The sequence below is a fragment of the Myroides sp. LJL116 genome, from assembly GCF_054871685.1.
In genome coordinates this window covers 60,056-75,576 of record NZ_JBTXLR010000011.1, presented here as the reverse complement: position 1 = coordinate 75,576, position 15,521 = coordinate 60,056, and the positions used below count along the sequence as shown (strand labels likewise).

14 protein-coding genes are annotated in these 15,521 nt (G+C 33.4%); 7 read left to right on the top strand and 7 right to left on the bottom strand.

Going from position 1 to position 15,521, the window contains the following annotated elements; all coding sequences use genetic code 11:
* Positions 1-156: 156 nt before the first annotated feature.
* The 3 genes from ACYSNM_RS09710 to ACYSNM_RS09700 form a co-directional block, all read right to left on the bottom strand.
* The gene (locus ACYSNM_RS09710) at positions 157-2,922 is read right to left on the bottom strand and encodes a bifunctional aconitate hydratase 2/2-methylisocitrate dehydratase (RefSeq protein WP_461756712.1); all 2,766 of its coding nucleotides are present in this window, start codon (positions 2,920-2,922) and stop codon (positions 157-159) included.
* A gap of 516 nt (positions 2,923-3,438) precedes the next feature.
* Positions 3,439-4,818, bottom strand: coding sequence for a peptidylprolyl isomerase (locus tag ACYSNM_RS09705; protein WP_461756711.1), 1,380 nt, complete (start codon positions 4,816-4,818; stop codon positions 3,439-3,441).
* Positions 4,805-5,671: a hypothetical protein gene (locus tag ACYSNM_RS09700; RefSeq protein WP_461756710.1), complete on the bottom strand. Its 867-nt coding sequence runs from the start codon at positions 5,669-5,671 to the stop codon at positions 4,805-4,807. The genes ACYSNM_RS09705 and ACYSNM_RS09700 overlap by 14 nt, the downstream gene beginning before the upstream one ends.
* A gap of 259 nt (positions 5,672-5,930) precedes the next feature.
* Between ACYSNM_RS09700 and ACYSNM_RS09695 the strand changes: the two genes are divergently transcribed.
* Together ACYSNM_RS09695 and ACYSNM_RS09690 are read left to right on the top strand one after the other, a co-directional pair.
* Complete coding sequence (locus ACYSNM_RS09695) at positions 5,931-7,523, top strand: peptide chain release factor 3 (RefSeq protein ID WP_461756709.1); 1,593 nt, start codon at positions 5,931-5,933, stop codon at positions 7,521-7,523.
* Positions 7,524-7,781: 258 nt separating this feature from the next.
* A complete protein-coding gene (locus ACYSNM_RS09690; protein WP_461756708.1) occupies positions 7,782-8,246 on the top strand; it encodes a GNAT family N-acetyltransferase in 465 nt (154 codons plus the stop codon).
* Positions 8,247-8,363: 117 nt separating this feature from the next.
* On the opposite strand, the gene ACYSNM_RS09685 is transcribed toward ACYSNM_RS09690, so the two are convergent.
* Positions 8,364-8,879, bottom strand: a complete 516-nt coding sequence (locus ACYSNM_RS09685) for a DUF2892 domain-containing protein (RefSeq protein ID WP_461756707.1) — start codon at positions 8,877-8,879, stop codon at positions 8,364-8,366.
* A 207-nt stretch (positions 8,880-9,086) separates the two neighbouring features.
* On the bottom strand, positions 9,087-9,743 hold the full coding sequence (locus ACYSNM_RS09680) for an HAD family hydrolase (RefSeq protein ID WP_461756706.1): 657 nt from the start codon (positions 9,741-9,743) through the stop codon (positions 9,087-9,089).
* A 103-nt stretch (positions 9,744-9,846) separates the two neighbouring features.
* Here ACYSNM_RS09680 and ACYSNM_RS09675 point away from each other — a divergent pair, with 103 nt between their 5' ends.
* The 5 genes from ACYSNM_RS09675 (at position 9,847) to ACYSNM_RS09655 (ending at position 13,599) form a co-directional block, all read left to right on the top strand.
* Complete coding sequence (locus ACYSNM_RS09675) at positions 9,847-10,392, top strand: RNA polymerase sigma factor (RefSeq protein WP_461756705.1); 546 nt, start codon at positions 9,847-9,849, stop codon at positions 10,390-10,392.
* Positions 10,393-10,443: 51 nt separating this feature from the next.
* Positions 10,444-10,860, top strand: a complete 417-nt coding sequence (locus ACYSNM_RS09670; protein WP_461756704.1) for a hypothetical protein — start codon at positions 10,444-10,446, stop codon at positions 10,858-10,860.
* Between the two features lie 2 nt (positions 10,861-10,862).
* On the top strand, positions 10,863-11,294 hold the full coding sequence (locus ACYSNM_RS09665) for a hypothetical protein (protein WP_461756703.1): 432 nt from the start codon (positions 10,863-10,865) through the stop codon (positions 11,292-11,294).
* A 100-nt stretch (positions 11,295-11,394) separates the two neighbouring features.
* Positions 11,395-12,612 carry an RsmB/NOP family class I SAM-dependent RNA methyltransferase gene (locus tag ACYSNM_RS09660; RefSeq protein ID WP_461753000.1) on the top strand — a complete coding sequence of 406 codons (1,218 nt, stop codon included), beginning with the start codon at positions 11,395-11,397 and terminating at the stop codon, positions 12,610-12,612.
* A gap of 54 nt (positions 12,613-12,666) precedes the next feature.
* The gene (locus ACYSNM_RS09655; protein WP_461756702.1) at positions 12,667-13,599 is read left to right on the top strand and encodes an endonuclease I family protein; all 933 of its coding nucleotides are present in this window, start codon (positions 12,667-12,669) and stop codon (positions 13,597-13,599) included.
* Between the two features lie 82 nt (positions 13,600-13,681).
* On the opposite strand, the gene ACYSNM_RS09650 is transcribed toward ACYSNM_RS09655, so the two are convergent.
* Positions 13,682-14,431, bottom strand: coding sequence for a LytR/AlgR family response regulator transcription factor (locus ACYSNM_RS09650; protein WP_461756701.1), 750 nt, complete (start codon positions 14,429-14,431; stop codon positions 13,682-13,684).
* Positions 14,428-15,489: a sensor histidine kinase gene (locus ACYSNM_RS09645; RefSeq protein WP_461756700.1), complete on the bottom strand. Its 1,062-nt coding sequence runs from the start codon at positions 15,487-15,489 to the stop codon at positions 14,428-14,430. Before ACYSNM_RS09645 ends, ACYSNM_RS09650 begins: the two co-directional genes overlap by 4 nt.
* Positions 15,490-15,521: the final 32 nt, after the last annotated feature.

The following is a 15,521-nucleotide window of genomic DNA, read 5'->3' as shown; positions in this document are numbered from 1 at the left end:
ATCAATTCAAAAGTCTTTCCCTTTATTAAAGCGTAAACAATCCCCTAAATCCTCTTAGAAGTATTTAAAAAATCCCCTATACAAAACAAAAAAGGCTGCCCAATTCTGGACAGCCTTTTAAATTATATAAGTACTTTATCTCAAAGAAAAAGTCTATTATTTTGTAGTAGAGATTGGAGTAAATTTAGTTAAATTGATTCCTTTCACTGCATCTTTGTACTCTTGTACATTTGGAATTCTACCTAAAATAGCAGATAAAACTACCACTGGAGTAGAAGCAAGTAAAGATTCTCCTTTTTTGCGTTCTGAATCCTCCACTACACGTCCTTGGAATAAACGAGTAGAAGTAGCCATTACAGTATCTCCTTTAGCAGCCTTCTCTTGGTTACCCATACAAAGGTTACAACCAGGGCGCTCTAAGTACATAATATTTTCATATTCTGTACGAGTATTTGTTTTAGGTAAAAGATCGCTGAACTCAAAACCAGAGTATTTTTGTAAAAACTCCCAGTCTCCCTCTGCTTTTAACTCATCAATAATATTGTAAGTTGGAGCTGCAACCACTAAAGGTGCATTAAAAGTAACTGTTCCTTTTTGAGCCTCAATATTCTTAAGCATTTGAGAAACAATTTTTAAATCGTCTTTGTGTACCATACAAGATCCAACAAATCCTAAGTCTACTTTTTTATCTCCTTCGTAGAAAGAAAGCTCTCTAATAGTATCGTGTGTGTAACGCTTAGATACGTCTTCGTTATTTACATCTGGGTCAGCAATCATTGGCTCATCAATGATGTCTAAGTCAATTACTACCTCAGCATAATATTTAGCATTTTCATCTGGCATTAAAGCTGGTTTATCACCTGATTTAATTTCTTCAATACGCTTGTTTGCTTTATTGATTAAACCTTTTAATACTGCTTTATCATTATCCATTCCTTTATCAATCATGATTTGGATACGACCTTTAGCAATTTCTAAAGATTCCACTAAAGTATCATCTTGAGAAATACAGATAGAAGCTTTTGCTTTCATTTCTGCAGTCCAGTCAGTAAATGTAAAGGCTTGGTCAGCTAATAAAGTTCCAATATGTACCTCGATGATTCTACCTTGGAAAACGTTCTCTCCACCAAATTGTTGTAACATCTGAGATTGTGTAGCATGTACCACATCACGGAAATCCATGTGCTCTTTCATGCTTCCTTTGAAAGTAACTTTTACAGACTCTGGAATTGGCATAGAAGCCTCTCCTGTTGCTAAAGCTAAAGCTACTGTACCTGAATCGGCTCCAAAAGCAACTCCTTTACTCATTCTAGTGTGAGAGTCACCTCCAATGATAATAGCCCATTCATCCACAGTAATATCGTTTAATACTTTGTGAATAACGTCAGTCATTGAGTGGTATTCTCCTTTAGGGTCACGAGCAGTAATTAAACCGAAGTCATTCATAAAGCGCATTAACTTAGGAATATTTGCTTGAGCTTTTTTATCCCAAACCGATGCAGTGTGACATCCTGATTGGTAAGCACCGTCTACAATTGGTGAAATTACCGTTGCAGCCATAGCTTCTAATTCTTGAGCTGTCATTAATCCTGTAGTATCTTGAGATCCTACAATATTAACCTCTACTCTAACATCCGATCCAGCGTGTAATACTTTACCTGGAGTAACTCCAACAGCATTTTTATTGAAGATTTTTTCCACAGCAGTTAATCCTTGTCCTTCTACAGAAATCTCTTTCGATGGAGCGTAAACAAGTGGTGGAGTAATTCCTAATAATTTTGCAGCGAATGTTTGTAATTTCTTACCAAATACAATAGCGTAAGATCCTCCTGCTTTGATAAACTCCATTTTCTGAGGAGTTAAAGCCTTAGAGATATCGATTAACTCCGTATCTTGGTTATATAATTTTTTTGTTTTTGTATCAATAGTTAAAACAGTACCTGTTTCTACAGAGTAAACTTGCTCTAAAATAGGCTCGTCTTTCTCGTTTCTAAGTACTTCTCCATTAGCGTCTGTTTTCTTTACCCAGTTTTTAAGGTCTAAACCAATACCACCAGTAACATCTACTGTTGTTAAGAAAATAGGAGAGATTCCGTTTGTTCCTCCAACAATTGGAGCAATGTTTACAAATGGTACATAAGGGCTAGCTTGTTTTCCTGTCCAAAGAGCTACGTTATTCACTCCTGACATTCTAGAAGAACCAACACCCATTGTTCCTTTCTCTGCAATTAACATTACACTTTTATCTGGATGTAAAGCCTGTAGAGCTCTAATTTGTTTTTGCGCCTCAGGAGTAATCATACACTGTCCGTGTAATTCACGATCCGAACGAGAGTGAGCTTGGTTACCTGGAGATAATAAATCGGTAGAAATATCCCCTTCTCCAGCGATAAAAGTAACTACTTGGATTTTTTCTGCTACCTCTGGTAATTCTGTAAAGAATTCTGCTTTAGCATAGCTCTCAATAATATCTTTAGCAATTACATTTCCTTTTTCAAAAGCTTCTTTTAAACGGTCTGTATCTGCATCGTATAAGAATACTTGTGTTTTAAGTACTTTAGCTGCCTGCTCTGCAATAGCAAGGTCATTTCCTAATGCAAGGTCTAATAAAACCTTGATAGAAGGTCCACCTTTCATATGAGATAATAACTCAAATGCAAAGTCAGGAGTAATTTCCTCTACTTTTACTTGACCTAAAATGATTTCTTTTAAAAAGCTAGCTTTTACTCCAGCAGCACTTGTAGTACCTGGTAAAACATTATAGATAAATAAACGTAAAGATTCCGCACGATCTGCGTGATTGATATCTCTAATTTGCTCAATAATCTCGCTTAATAACTCAGCGGTGTCAATTGGCTTAGGATTTAATCCTGTTTTTTTTCTTTCTTCAATTTCGTTGATGTAATCCTTATAAAGGCTCATAATTATTATCTTTTGAATACAAGAAGCTAACTGGTGTTTAAAGATCCGAACCTTTTATTGCCAATCAACCTCTTAAAAATTATACATTCTACTTTTTAGCAAATCCTCAAATGCCAAACTTTCCCTTTACCAAACTATGTTAAAAAAAGAAAGCTTCAAGGTAATTTTCTCTGCCTAAACAAAGAGTAATTATCCCTATCACAAACTAGGTAAACACAGGGTAAAAACAAGGCAGCCTTAGGATTCCCTATTTTTAATCAACGCAAATTTAATCAAAGTAATTCATATTCAAAAATTTTTACTTAAAGCTACAAATCAGAGAATTATTATTTATAAAGATTCTATTTTGATGATAAAAATTCAATGTGTTTAATGTTTCGAGTCCGTTTTTTTGATTTCATTTAAAATTTAATGCTTAAAATAACATTTTGTAAATTTTAGACTTGTTTTAATAAAAAAATGACATTTTAGATAATTACTAAAATGTCATTTTTGATTATATGGATTATAATATTCTTATTTTTTCATCCAATTATTACGGAATTCGCAATCTCTAAATTCACCTTGAATATTGATATGTACATCTTTTAAGGTCTTAGCTACCCATTTTTGTACTTCCTCGGCTTGTTTTTTGTTTAAAGCCATGGTGCGAACCTTAGTATAATCGTTTACAAAGTCTACTTTATGCTCAGCATACTTTTTATTCACAGTTACAATTTTGAAAGATTTTTGATTCATTCTTGGATCAAAACTCATTGTTACAGGAGATACCTCTCCTTGGTTTAAACCAGCTACTAATTGGTATAATTCACGATCCTCCATATTGTTTAACTCAAAACGAGTTTCCATTGTCATTGGCTCTTTCATTATACCTCCGTTTAAACGGGTATCTTTATCATCCGAAGAAGATGCAGCTGCTTCCTCAAAGGTAATTTCTTTGTTAACTATCTTTTCGCGAATACCAGCTAGCTTTTGTTTAGCCTCTTCTAAGGCTTGATCTGTAGCTACAGGTGCAATTAATACATGGCGAACATCTAAATGTTGTCCTCTAATCTTTTCTAAATAGATAATATGATAACCGAATTCTGTTTCAAAAGGTGCAGAAATTTCTCCTTCAGCTAAACTAAAAGCAACCTCTTTAAACTCTTTTGCGAAAGGGTCTTTTTTAGTAATAGAATAAAACCCACCATTAGAGGAAGAACCTGGATCCTCGCTAAATAGTACCGCTTTACTAAAGAAACTAGCTCCATTGTTTAATACATCGTCTCTCATTTCATTAAGACGGTCGATTACCTTTTGCTTTTGTTCTTTACTTACCTCTGGTTTTATAACAATTTGAGCAATCTCTACCTCATCCCCTACCATAGGAACTTTATCCTCTGGAATGCTTAAAAAGAACTGTCTTACTTCCTCTGGAGTAATGGTTACTTTTTTCACAATATGCTGTTGCATATTTTCAGTTAACTTATTTTGCTTTACAATATCAAAGAAATAAGAACGGAATTCCTCTTCACTTGACTTATTATAAAAAGCTAAAATCTTATCCATGGAACCAACTCCTTCAATCATACGGTTAATTTGCTCGGACATAAAAGAAGTAACTTCACTATCTGGCACATCTAAACTATCTTGAACAGCTTGGTGAGCAAATAATTTATCTTCTAAAAGACGCTCAAAAATCTCACAACGAGAAAGGTAATCTACTGGGGCATTTTGAGCTTTTAACTCTAGTAAAGTTTTATCTATTTCTGAATCTAAAATAATATACTTACCAACTACACCAACAACTCCATCAATCTTTCTTTTGCCTTGAGGGGCATTTTGACCATGTGATAGGCCAATAAAAGACAAGGCCATTGCACAAACTATCCACGTGGTGGCTTTAAAAAACTTCATACTTTTTATTGTTTTTTGCATCATTTAAAATATCTTCTTGTATTTGCTTTAACAAAGAAACCTTGCGCTGATTTAAAACCAGTAAACGCAAAGAATTCTTTATATAATCATAAGGAATTTGCTCTCCTTTATTTTTCACTTCTTTTACCTTGACAAAATAAGTACTATTTTGGTCATCTACCTCAAAAATTGTATTATTTTTTAAGTAACCACTTTTATTCTGAGGATTTAGAAAAGGTAATTTTTGGTATAAGTAGTTTACATCTACCCATACCGAGTCATTTAATCCATAGGATTTCATCTGAAGGGTTTGCTCTGACAAAGAGGCAAACTCATTTGTTTTTGAACTATTGAACTTCTTTTTAATACTGGCATAATTTGCATTATCCTTTAAAACGTTCACATAGGCCAATTGCACTAACATATCCTCTACTGTCAAAGTCTTTTCGAATTCTTTGTAATAGCGCTCTAAATCGCTCTCTACAACAAGGGTATCGATTTTACTTTGTACCATATTTTCCAAATAGGCTTTAATCTTTAGATCCTTAGCATAGTTATCTACCAAAATATGTATTTGCTCCTGTTCCACAGGAGATAGGTTAAACTCCGCTACATTAGATAATAACTCTTTGGTAGCCCATTTTTCAATAAAACGATTAACCACCACTATACTATCTTTGGAACCTTGTAAATTTTGCCCAAAAACCTCCAAGGATTCTTTGGGTAAATATTTATCCCCTACCCTTGCTAAAGCATCTTGGCTTTGCTGGGTTGCATTAGGAGTAGTACAGGACTGTAAAAAAGCCATCGCTATTAGAAAAACACTGCCTATCCAATAATTTGTTTTTTTCATCCTTTATATGCGTTTAAGTCAGGTAGATTGATTTTAATGCACCTACAAAAATAGTCAAATACTCTAATGTTGCTATTAATATGTAATGCTAATTTCAAAATAAGTGGTTTAGAGCTGGAAAACCTAACATTTTAATATATTATTTAGTTTTAAAAACCGCCCAAAACCCCGTTGTATTTAGTTTTACAAAATCCTTATAAAATAAAAACTACCTATTTCAAGGAAATATACCTACTTTTGTAGACTAAAATTTTTAATAATGAGTTTTTTAAAGGAAATCGATCGCAGAAGGACATTTGGGGTAATTGCGCACCCGGATGCTGGTAAAACAACTTTGACAGAGAAGTTACTTCTTTTTGGTGGAGCTATTCAAGAGGCTGGAGCAGTGAAGAACAATAAAATAAAAAAAGGAGCTACTTCTGACTTTATGGAAATTGAACGCCAAAGAGGGATTTCAGTTGCTACCTCTGTTTTAGCCTTTAATTATAAAGATAAAAAAATAAACATTTTAGATACACCTGGACACAAGGATTTTGCTGAAGATACTTTTAGAACATTAACTGCTGTAGATAGTGTTATTGTTGTAATTGACGTGGCTAAAGGGGTAGAGGAACAAACCGAGAAATTAGTTGAAGTTTGTAGAATGAGAAACATCCCTATGATTGTCTTTATCAACAAATTAGATAGAGAAGGTCGTGATGCTTTTGATTTAATGGATGAAGTAGAGCAAAAACTACAATTAAAAGTAACCCCACTTAGCTTCCCTATTGGAATGGGAGCTGATTTTAAAGGTATCTATAATATATGGGAAAAAAACGTCAACCTTTTTAGCGATGATAGTCGTAAAAATATTGATGATGTTATCTCCATTAAAGACATCTACTCTACAGAATTAAATGCCCTTGTTGGAGATAAAAGTGCAAATACTTTAAAAGAAGACTTAGAAATTGTAGAGGGTATCTATCCTGAATTTAATGCTCAAGAATACAAAGATGGGTTACTTCAGCCTGTATTTTTTGGTTCTGCTTTAAATAACTTCGGAGTAAGAGAGCTTTTGGATTGTTTCATTGAAATCGCGCCTTCTCCTACTGCAAAAGAATCTACCACAAGAGTAGTTGAACCAAGAGAAGATTCTTTCTCAGGTTTTGTATTTAAAATCCACGCTAACATGGATCCAAAGCACAGAGACCGCTTGGCTTTTGTGAAAATTGTATCTGGAACCTTTGAAAGAAACAAACCATATTTACACGTTAGACAAGGGAAGAAACTAAAATTCTCTTCTCCTAATGCTTTCTTTGCAGAGAAAAAGGAAATTGTAGATATTTCTTTCGCAGGAGATATCGTAGGATTACACGATACTGGTAACTTCAAAATTGGAGACACCCTAACGGAAGGAGAAATCATGAGTTTTAAAGGTATCCCTAACTTCTCTCCAGAGCACTTCCGTTATATTAACAATGCCGATCCAATGAAATCTAAGCAATTAGAAAAAGGAATCGACCAGTTAATGGACGAAGGAGTTGCTCAGTTATTCACCCTTGAGATGAACGGACGTAAAGTTATTGGAACAGTTGGTGCTCTTCAATACGAAGTAATTCAATACCGTTTAGAGCATGAATATGGAGCAAAGTGTATCTATGAAAACTTCCCTGCTTATAAGGCATGTTGGGTAAGTCCTGATGATCCAAAGAATGAAGAGTTCAAAGAATTCAAGCGTATCAAGCAAAAATTCTTAGCTCATGATAAATCAGGTCAATTAGTATTCTTAGCCGATAGTGAGTTCTCTATCCAAATGACACAAAGTAAATTCCCAAGTGTAAAACTTCGTTTTACTTCAGAGAAAATACAATAATACTTTTGTAAAAGTAATAGATATAAAAGCACCCTAAGTAAATTTACTTAGGGTGCTTTTATTTTATTCAAACACCTAGTAATCTTTTAGTTTACTAGAAAATTTTAGTCAACACAATATTCAAAGTGAGTAGATAGCTGATAGATTGAAGTTCTCTCTTTTTTCATGCAATGAATCCCTCCTTACTTCTTTATACATTCCCCTGGCTTTGTGTTATATTTGTTTTATAGAAAAACACTCCTTTTATAGCGCCTTATCATGTTAGAAAACACTATTGAATTTGAATTATTAGACAATCAAAGCCCAACTCCTTATAGCCTTTTGCTACTAGCAGATGAGACAAAACAGGCAATAGATAAATATGTATTTGACTCCAAAGTCTACCTTGGAAAACAGCAAAGGCAAACCATAGGGGTATTTTGCCTTTACAAAATAGACTCTGGTACAGTGGAGTTAAAAAACATAGCTATAGATCCAAAGTTTCAAAACAAAGGATATGGCACTGTTTTCATGCAGTTCATTAAAGAGTTGCTAAAGGGGAAATATGAAAAGTTAATTGTAGGCACACCAGATATTGCCGATCGACAAATTAACTTCTATCAAAAAAATGGCTTTGTAAAAAGTGGTGTACGAAAAAATTTCTTTATCCAAAACTATGACAAGCCAATTGTGGAAAATGGCATACAATTAAAAGATATGGTAATTCTAGAATATTGCTTATAAGAAATTGTAATAAGATAAACCATAATATGGACAGTAAATCACCCTTCTAGGTAGGTGAAAAAAAAAACTGAGTTAGAAAACTAACTCAGCTTTTTTTAATATTTCTATAAAAAGGAATTAGATCCTTTTCATTTGCTCTTTCATCATTTTAACTTGGTCTTTTAACATACCTTGTTTGTCTAACTTAACAGCTTCAGATAAAAGTTTAGTAGCTTCAATCTTTCTGCGTTTAGTCATTGCAATACCTGCTAACTGTAATTTAGCCATAGCCAAGTCTTGGTCCATATTAAGACCTAACTCAACGGCTTTTTTCATGTATTTCTCTGATGCATTTAAATTAGTCTGAGAACTCATAATACCAAGCAAGTAGTTATAGTAACCGTTTTGTTTGCGTACAAGTGCAGTTTCTGGATCTTTAATTTTCATTAACCATTTTTTTGCTCCTTCGAAATCTTGCTTTCTAAGTTTTAAAAATGCCAATAAAATAAATTCATTCTTGTAATATAACAAGATTACGATTGCTGTTAAAAATAAAAGGAAAATTCCATTCCCAATATTACTCTCAACAAACTGCCAAATAGCTAAAGCAAATAATACTCCAGCGATACCTAATTTAATATATCTGTGAAACATCTATGTATTTTACTAATGTTATAAAAAAGCAAAGTTAATAAAAAAGCCGCATTTTTAAAACAAAAAGCGCTTTGAATTACTTTGCACACTAAACCTAAGGCTCTTACCCTAGCCTATGTCTTGAAAAAGGTATAGGCTTTTGGATTATTATACTTTTGTCTACTAAAATCCAAGAGGAAAGGACCATAGAAAAGCCTTGTCTTTGTATTATAAACCTTGTATGTAAGGAACGTCAATATGGGTGAAGCACTCCACTATAAAATCCGCCGTTGAATAATCCTGGTCTTTAGAATTTATACTCTTGTACCCTACTACTTTTATTCCCGCAGCGTTTGCAGCTTTAATACCATTGGTACTGTCTTCAATTACAATACACTCTTTATGCTCACTGCATTTTGCCAAACTAGCAGCATGCACAAAAATAGCTGGATTTGGCTTACTTTTCTCAAAATCCTCCCCACTTACAATATGGGTAAAATAAGGGTATAGGTTAAAACGCTTAAAAACGCGGTTAATAGTACTCTTTGAAGCAGAAGAAGCAACAATTAATTCTAACCCTTGAGCATGTAAATCGTGGATTAACTTCTCTACTCCTTGGATTAATTCCAAATCTGGTTTAGTATCAAAAGCATCATTAAAAATAGCTCGTTTACGCAACACAAGTTCCCCCGTATCTATAGTAATAGGAAATACTTGTTTAATTTTATCGTAAGTATTCTTTGTTGATCCTCCAGTAAAAGAATTATACATCTGTGGAGTCATATCAATCCCTAATTCTTCAAAGTGTTGGTGGTAGGCATAATGATGAACAGGTTCAGTATCTACAATAACACCATCCATATCAAAAATAACTGTACGTATCATTTTATAATTTTTTTTACAAAAGTAAGCATCCTATAGCTAAATATCCATCTGTTTATCTATTTTTACATTTTTACATGAATAACTATTCTTATACCCTGTATTTTTGAACGATAACCACGATACTTTACTTAAACAACTGCAAGACCCCTTGACAAAGCATACTGCATTTGCCCAGTTAGTAGAGCTTTATCAAAAAAGGTTGTACTTACATATTAGAACTATTGTCTTAAATCATGACGATACCGATGATGTACTACAGGAGACCTTTATCAAAATCTACCAAAATATAGATTCCTTTAAAGGAGAAAGCCAGTTATTCTCGTGGATGTATCGCATAGCCACAAACCAGAGCCTGGACTTTTTAAAGGCCAAAGCCAAAAAGAATAAAATATCCAACCAAGAAATCAACGAAATTATTATACAAGACTTACAGCAAGATGAGTATTTTGATTACTCTAATGCCAGTATTCTCTTGCAAAAAGCGGTAAATGCACTTCCGGAAAAACAACAACTCGTCTTTAAAATGAAGTATTTTCAAGACATGGATTATCAATCTATGTCCGATATATTACAAACTAGTGTTGGCGCCTTAAAGGCCTCTTACCACCACGCTGTAAAAAAAATAGAACATTTTTTAAAAGACCATTAAACCTTTAGATAAAATAATAGTCTAACAAGAAAAGGTTATAATACATTACCTATGCAAAAAGATCCTTTTAACAACAACCAGCCTTTTAAAATGCCATCACAAGAGTACTTTGATGACTTTTCAAAAAGACTGCTAAATAAAATTGAACAAGACCAAAATGTCCAAAAACCTACAATAGTAAAGCTTAAAACTAAAAGAAAATACTATTACATGGGCATCGCAGCAAGTATATTGCTTGTTTTGGCACTGCAAATCATCCAGCTAAGTAATTCGAAGAATGCTTTTAGCAATGATGAATTACAAGACTATATTCAGTATGATACTCACCTTGGATTATCTACCGAATTTATTAATTCCTTCGATCAAGAGGATATTTTAGAATTAGAAAAAAATATCCGTATTAACAATCAGGAATTAAACGACTACGTACTAACAAATTTAGACCTTGAGTATTACTTAATTGATTAACAATGAATAAAATTATCCTCCTTATAATCGTCTTTTTAGGCTCTTTTCAACTTATAGGACAAAACAAAGCGGATCAGATTCGTTCCTTAAAAATTGCCCATTTAAGCTCTGTTATGGATCTAACACCAGAGGAAGCAGAGAAATTTTGGCCTATCTACACCAATTACGATAAAAAAATGCATGAATTACGTCACAATGATATTGTGCGTTTTATAAAAGACTCGGATATATCGGCTATTGAAGATTTGTCCCAAAGTCAGGCAACAGCTAAAGTAAATGAGCTTTTAAACTTTGATAGTGATTATTTTACCACTAGAAAACAATTCATTAAAGATGCCCAAAAGGTGATTTCCAATAAGAAGATTTTGATCTTAAAAAAGGCAGAAGATGATTTTAATCGTAGTTTACTCAAGAAGTATAGAGAAAATAAGTAATTTTAAAGGAGAGATACCCTATAAAATAACTTAATATTAATAGTTAATAGCCCACAAAAACGTATCTTTGTGGGCTATTTTTATAAAATACATTATAATAATGAGACTACACAGAAACCTTGTATTTACAGTAATCGACTCTTTAATGGCAATCTTCAATGAAGGAGAATATGCAGATAAAATGGTTGCTAGAGCTTTGAAAAAAGATAAACGATGGGGATCTACCGACCGTAAATTCGTTGCAGAAACAATTTACGAGATCGTTAGATGGAAAAGACTGTACGCGGAAATCGCCGAGGTAAAAGAACCATATACTAGAGATGATATTTGGCGCATATTCGCAGTATGGGCTGTTTTAAGAGGAATTACTCTTCCAGATTGGAAGTATTTTGAAAACACTCCAGCTCGTCGTATCAAAGGACGTTTTGATGAACTTACTAAAACTAGAAAGTTCAAAGAAGCTATTCCAGATTGGATCGATGAATTAGGAGTAAAAGAATTAGGAGAAGAAACTTGGAGTAAGGAAATTGCTGCACAAAATCAACCTGCACAGGTTATTTTACGTGTAAACACCCTTAAAACTACAAGAGAGAAATTACATGCAATCTTAATGGACTTGGATATTGAAACTATTCTACCACAAGATTACCCAGATGCATTAATTTTAAAGGAAAGAGCAAACGTATTTTTAACCGATGCGTTTAAAGAAGGACTTTTTGAAGTACAGGATGCTTCTTCTCAGCTTGTTGCACCTCTTTTAGATGTACAACCAGGTATGCGCGTAGTGGATACTTGTGCTGGTGCAGGTGGAAAAACACTTCACTTAGCTTCTTTAATGCAAAATAAAGGACAAATTATTGCTATGGATATTTACGAAAGTAAACAAAAGCAATTAAAAATCCGTGCAAAAAGAAATGCTGCTTTCAATATCGAATACCGTATTATTGAGGGAACAAAAACCATTAAAAAATTACACGAAAAAGCAGACCGTGTTCTAATTGATGCTCCATGTAGTGGACTTGGTGTTCTAAAAAGAAACCCAGACAGTAAATGGAAATTACAACCAGAATTTGTAGAAAACATCCGCCAAGTACAACAACAGGTATTACAAGATTATTCTAAAATCTTAAAACCTGGAGGAAAACTTGTTTATGCTACTTGTTCTATCTTACCATCAGAGAACCAGGATCAAATCCAAAAGTTCTTACAAAGCGAGGCTGGAAAAGATTTCGAATTTGTGGAAGACCACAAAATTCTTTCTCACCAATCTGGTTTTGATGGATTCTATATGGCTTTATTGCACAGAAAAAACAAATAGTTTTTTCTTTTTAAACAAATACTAACCTATTAAAATTACCCCTAGATTTTTAAAATGAAAAAAATCTCTTTTATCGTATTGGCTTTAGCATTAAGCTTTAGCGCTTTTTCTTGTTCAAATAGTGACCAAGCACATTTAGATGGCATTGAAAAACCTAATGAGCCGAATGAGCCAAATGAGCCAAATGAGCCTAGTGAACCGAATGAACCTAGTGAACCAAATGATTCTACTTACCTTATTCCTGCAGATTTAAAGGAATACTACCAATCAGTAGATTTTTCAAAAACAGGAGAGCAGTTATTTTCAGAATTACACCTTTTAACTAAAGATGCTCACACTAGAGAACTTAACTATATGTGGGATCATATTAAAAATACCGACTTAACCCCAGAGGGAAATGAGGTTTATTTACTTTATGGACATAAAGGTGTGACAACAGGTCAACAAGCTTATACAAGAGGAAAAAACAAAAATAGTGGCAACAAAGGGGATTGGAATAGAGAACACGTTTATGCAAAATCGTTAGCTACTCCAAAATTAATTGGAAGTAATAGATCTCCAGATGCAGGAACAGATGCACATAACTTAAGAGCAAGTGATGTACAATGGAATGCAGCTCGTGGAAACTTATTGTTCATCGATGGAGAAGGATTCTCTGGTAAAGTAGAAAACGGATGGTACCCTGGAGATGAGTGGAAAGGGGATGTAGCTAGAATGATGATGTACATGTATGTTCGCTACCAAGACCAATGTCTACCTACAGGAGTTGCTATTGGGCAAACAAATGAAATGGATCCAAATATGGTTAACATCCTTTTAGAGTGGAATGCAGAAGATCCAGTATCCCAAGTAGAAGTACAAAGAAACGACTACTTAGGAAATTTAGAGAATGAATTTGCTCAAGGGAACAGAAACCCATTTATTGACAATCCTAATTTAGCTACCCAAATTTGGGGTGGACCAAAGGCAGAAAATCTTTGGAACTAAACTAGAGTCAATTAATTATATAATAAAGTCCGTCTTTTTTAAGACGGACTTTATTATTTTATATACCTACCTAATAGTCTACTTAACACCTATTGCCTTCAAACCACTGTTGAAACTCCCCTTGATAAGTAGAACCAATAGGGATAATATGTTCTTGTATAAACAAACGATTTCTCTCTATACTATCAATCCTTGCTAAGTTTACAATATAGGATTTATGAATACGCATAAAGTTGTCTCCCTTTAACTTATCTAGTAACCCTTGCATGGTTCCAAGGCTAATCAGCTTTTCATTTTCTAGGTGAATTTGTAAATAATCCTTTAGTCCTTGTACAAATAAAATGTCCGAAAATGCAATCTTCACCCACTTTAAATCTGTTTTAATAAACAAAAACTCTTCTTGCCTTTCCAAGGTTTGTTCTCTTGAACTTTGCCCAAGGACCTCTTTCTCTCCCTTTGCAACTACAAAGCTTTCCAATAAGTTTTTCACTTTAGTATAACTGGCAAAAAAACGATTAAAGCTAATGGGCTTTAATAGATAATCTAGCACGTTGTGCTTATAGCCTTCTAAAGCATATTCACTATAGGCAGAGGTTATAATATATTTCTGATTACTCCCTAGTATACTCATCACTTGAATCCCTGTTAAGTCGGGCATCTGGATATCAATAAAAACAATGTCTACTGGATTGTCTTGTAAAAAACTAACCCCTTTTAAAGCGCTAGTATTTGAGCCTATAAGCTCTAGTGCGGGTATTTTTAATATATATTGTTCTAAAAGAGAAATAGCCTGTGGCTCATCTTCTAAAATATAACAGGTTAACTTGTTCATAGATTAATTTGCATTTCACATGTATACTTATCTTTATCCTTAACGATACAGATAGAGTGTTTATTAGGATAAAAAAGAGCTAATCTCTTTTTTACATTCTCTATCCCTACTCCACCTTGGTGATCCTTTTGCTTTTCAACAAAGTGATTCTCTACTTTAAAAACAATCTTTTCTGAAGTCTGTTTTAAATAGATTATCGTAGTAAAGTTAGTATCATCTAAGAGTGCGTGTTTATAAATATTTTCAACGAAAGGAATAAATAAAAGTGGGAATACCAAAACCGAGCCATTGCAAATAGCTGTGGTAAATACTACATTGCTTTTACTAGCAAACCTGAGCTCCTCCAATTCAATATAACTTTGAATATAGGCTATTTCCTTTTCTAATTCTATCTGCTCCTTATGGGAATAATAGGTAACATAACGCATTAATTCACTAAGCTGTTCTATGGCATCTAAAGCTGTATCTTTCTTTTGATATACTAAAGAGTAGATATTATTTAATGTATTAAACATAAAATGAGGATTAATCTGAGATCGTAAGAAACTCATTTCTGCTTTGTTTTTATTCTCTAAAGCTTGAATATAATCCTTTTGAACTTGCATATAATGCACATAAAGCCACATTATAATACAACAGAAAACAGAATAGCTACCGTAATATAAGTTGTCATAGATATAAAATAAAGGACCAACACCTTTATTATAATTTGTTACACCTATAAACCATAAAAGTAGAAGCTCTTCCACTATAAAGCGAACAATGATAAAACTAGCAAAGGCGCATAATACCCCTAGTAAAATACGCCCAATATTTTTGGAATAGAAGAATTTAGGGATGACAAAAAAGTAATTAATATAGAAGCTAATCATGCAGATTAATGTAAAAAAAGCTTCATACCAACGGAAATAAAATACTGATCCCAGTTCATCCTGTTTTTTTAGTGTCCAATCAAAAAGTAAATCATAAGTCTCATTAGTGTTGGGTACTAACCCTGCATTTAAAATAAAAAGCACCCAAAACACACTATGAATCCAAATTATGGTAGACTTTGGCATATACAATTAATAAAATTTATCCCTCAAATATA

What these genes read in the sequence shown, in the direction of transcription:
- ACYSNM_RS09710 (WP_461756712.1), bottom strand. Translation starts at nt 2,922, where the DNA reads ATGAGCCTTTATAAGGATTACATCAACGAAATTGAAGAAAGAAAAAAA.
- ACYSNM_RS09705 (WP_461756711.1), bottom strand. Translation starts at nt 4,818, where the DNA reads ATGAAGTTTTTTAAAGCCACCACGTGGATAGTTTGTGCAATGGCCTTG.
- ACYSNM_RS09700 (WP_461756710.1), bottom strand. Translation starts at nt 5,671, where the DNA reads ATGAAAAAAACAAATTATTGGATAGGCAGTGTTTTTCTAATAGCGATG.
- ACYSNM_RS09695 (WP_461756709.1), top strand. Translation starts at nt 5,931, where the DNA reads ATGAGTTTTTTAAAGGAAATCGATCGCAGAAGGACATTTGGGGTAATT.
- ACYSNM_RS09690 (WP_461756708.1), top strand. Translation starts at nt 7,782, where the DNA reads ATGTTAGAAAACACTATTGAATTTGAATTATTAGACAATCAAAGCCCA.
- ACYSNM_RS09685 (WP_461756707.1), bottom strand. Translation starts at nt 8,879, where the DNA reads ATGTTTCACAGATATATTAAATTAGGTATCGCTGGAGTATTATTTGCT.
- ACYSNM_RS09680 (WP_461756706.1), bottom strand. Translation starts at nt 9,743, where the DNA reads ATGATACGTACAGTTATTTTTGATATGGATGGTGTTATTGTAGATACT.
- ACYSNM_RS09670 (WP_461756704.1), top strand. Translation starts at nt 10,444, where the DNA reads ATGCAAAAAGATCCTTTTAACAACAACCAGCCTTTTAAAATGCCATCA.
- ACYSNM_RS09665 (WP_461756703.1), top strand. Translation starts at nt 10,863, where the DNA reads ATGAATAAAATTATCCTCCTTATAATCGTCTTTTTAGGCTCTTTTCAA.
- ACYSNM_RS09660 (WP_461753000.1), top strand. Translation starts at nt 11,395, where the DNA reads ATGAGACTACACAGAAACCTTGTATTTACAGTAATCGACTCTTTAATG.
- ACYSNM_RS09655 (WP_461756702.1), top strand. Translation starts at nt 12,667, where the DNA reads ATGAAAAAAATCTCTTTTATCGTATTGGCTTTAGCATTAAGCTTTAGC.
- ACYSNM_RS09650 (WP_461756701.1), bottom strand. Translation starts at nt 14,431, where the DNA reads ATGAACAAGTTAACCTGTTATATTTTAGAAGATGAGCCACAGGCTATT.
- ACYSNM_RS09645 (WP_461756700.1), bottom strand. Translation starts at nt 15,489, where the DNA reads ATGCCAAAGTCTACCATAATTTGGATTCATAGTGTGTTTTGGGTGCTT.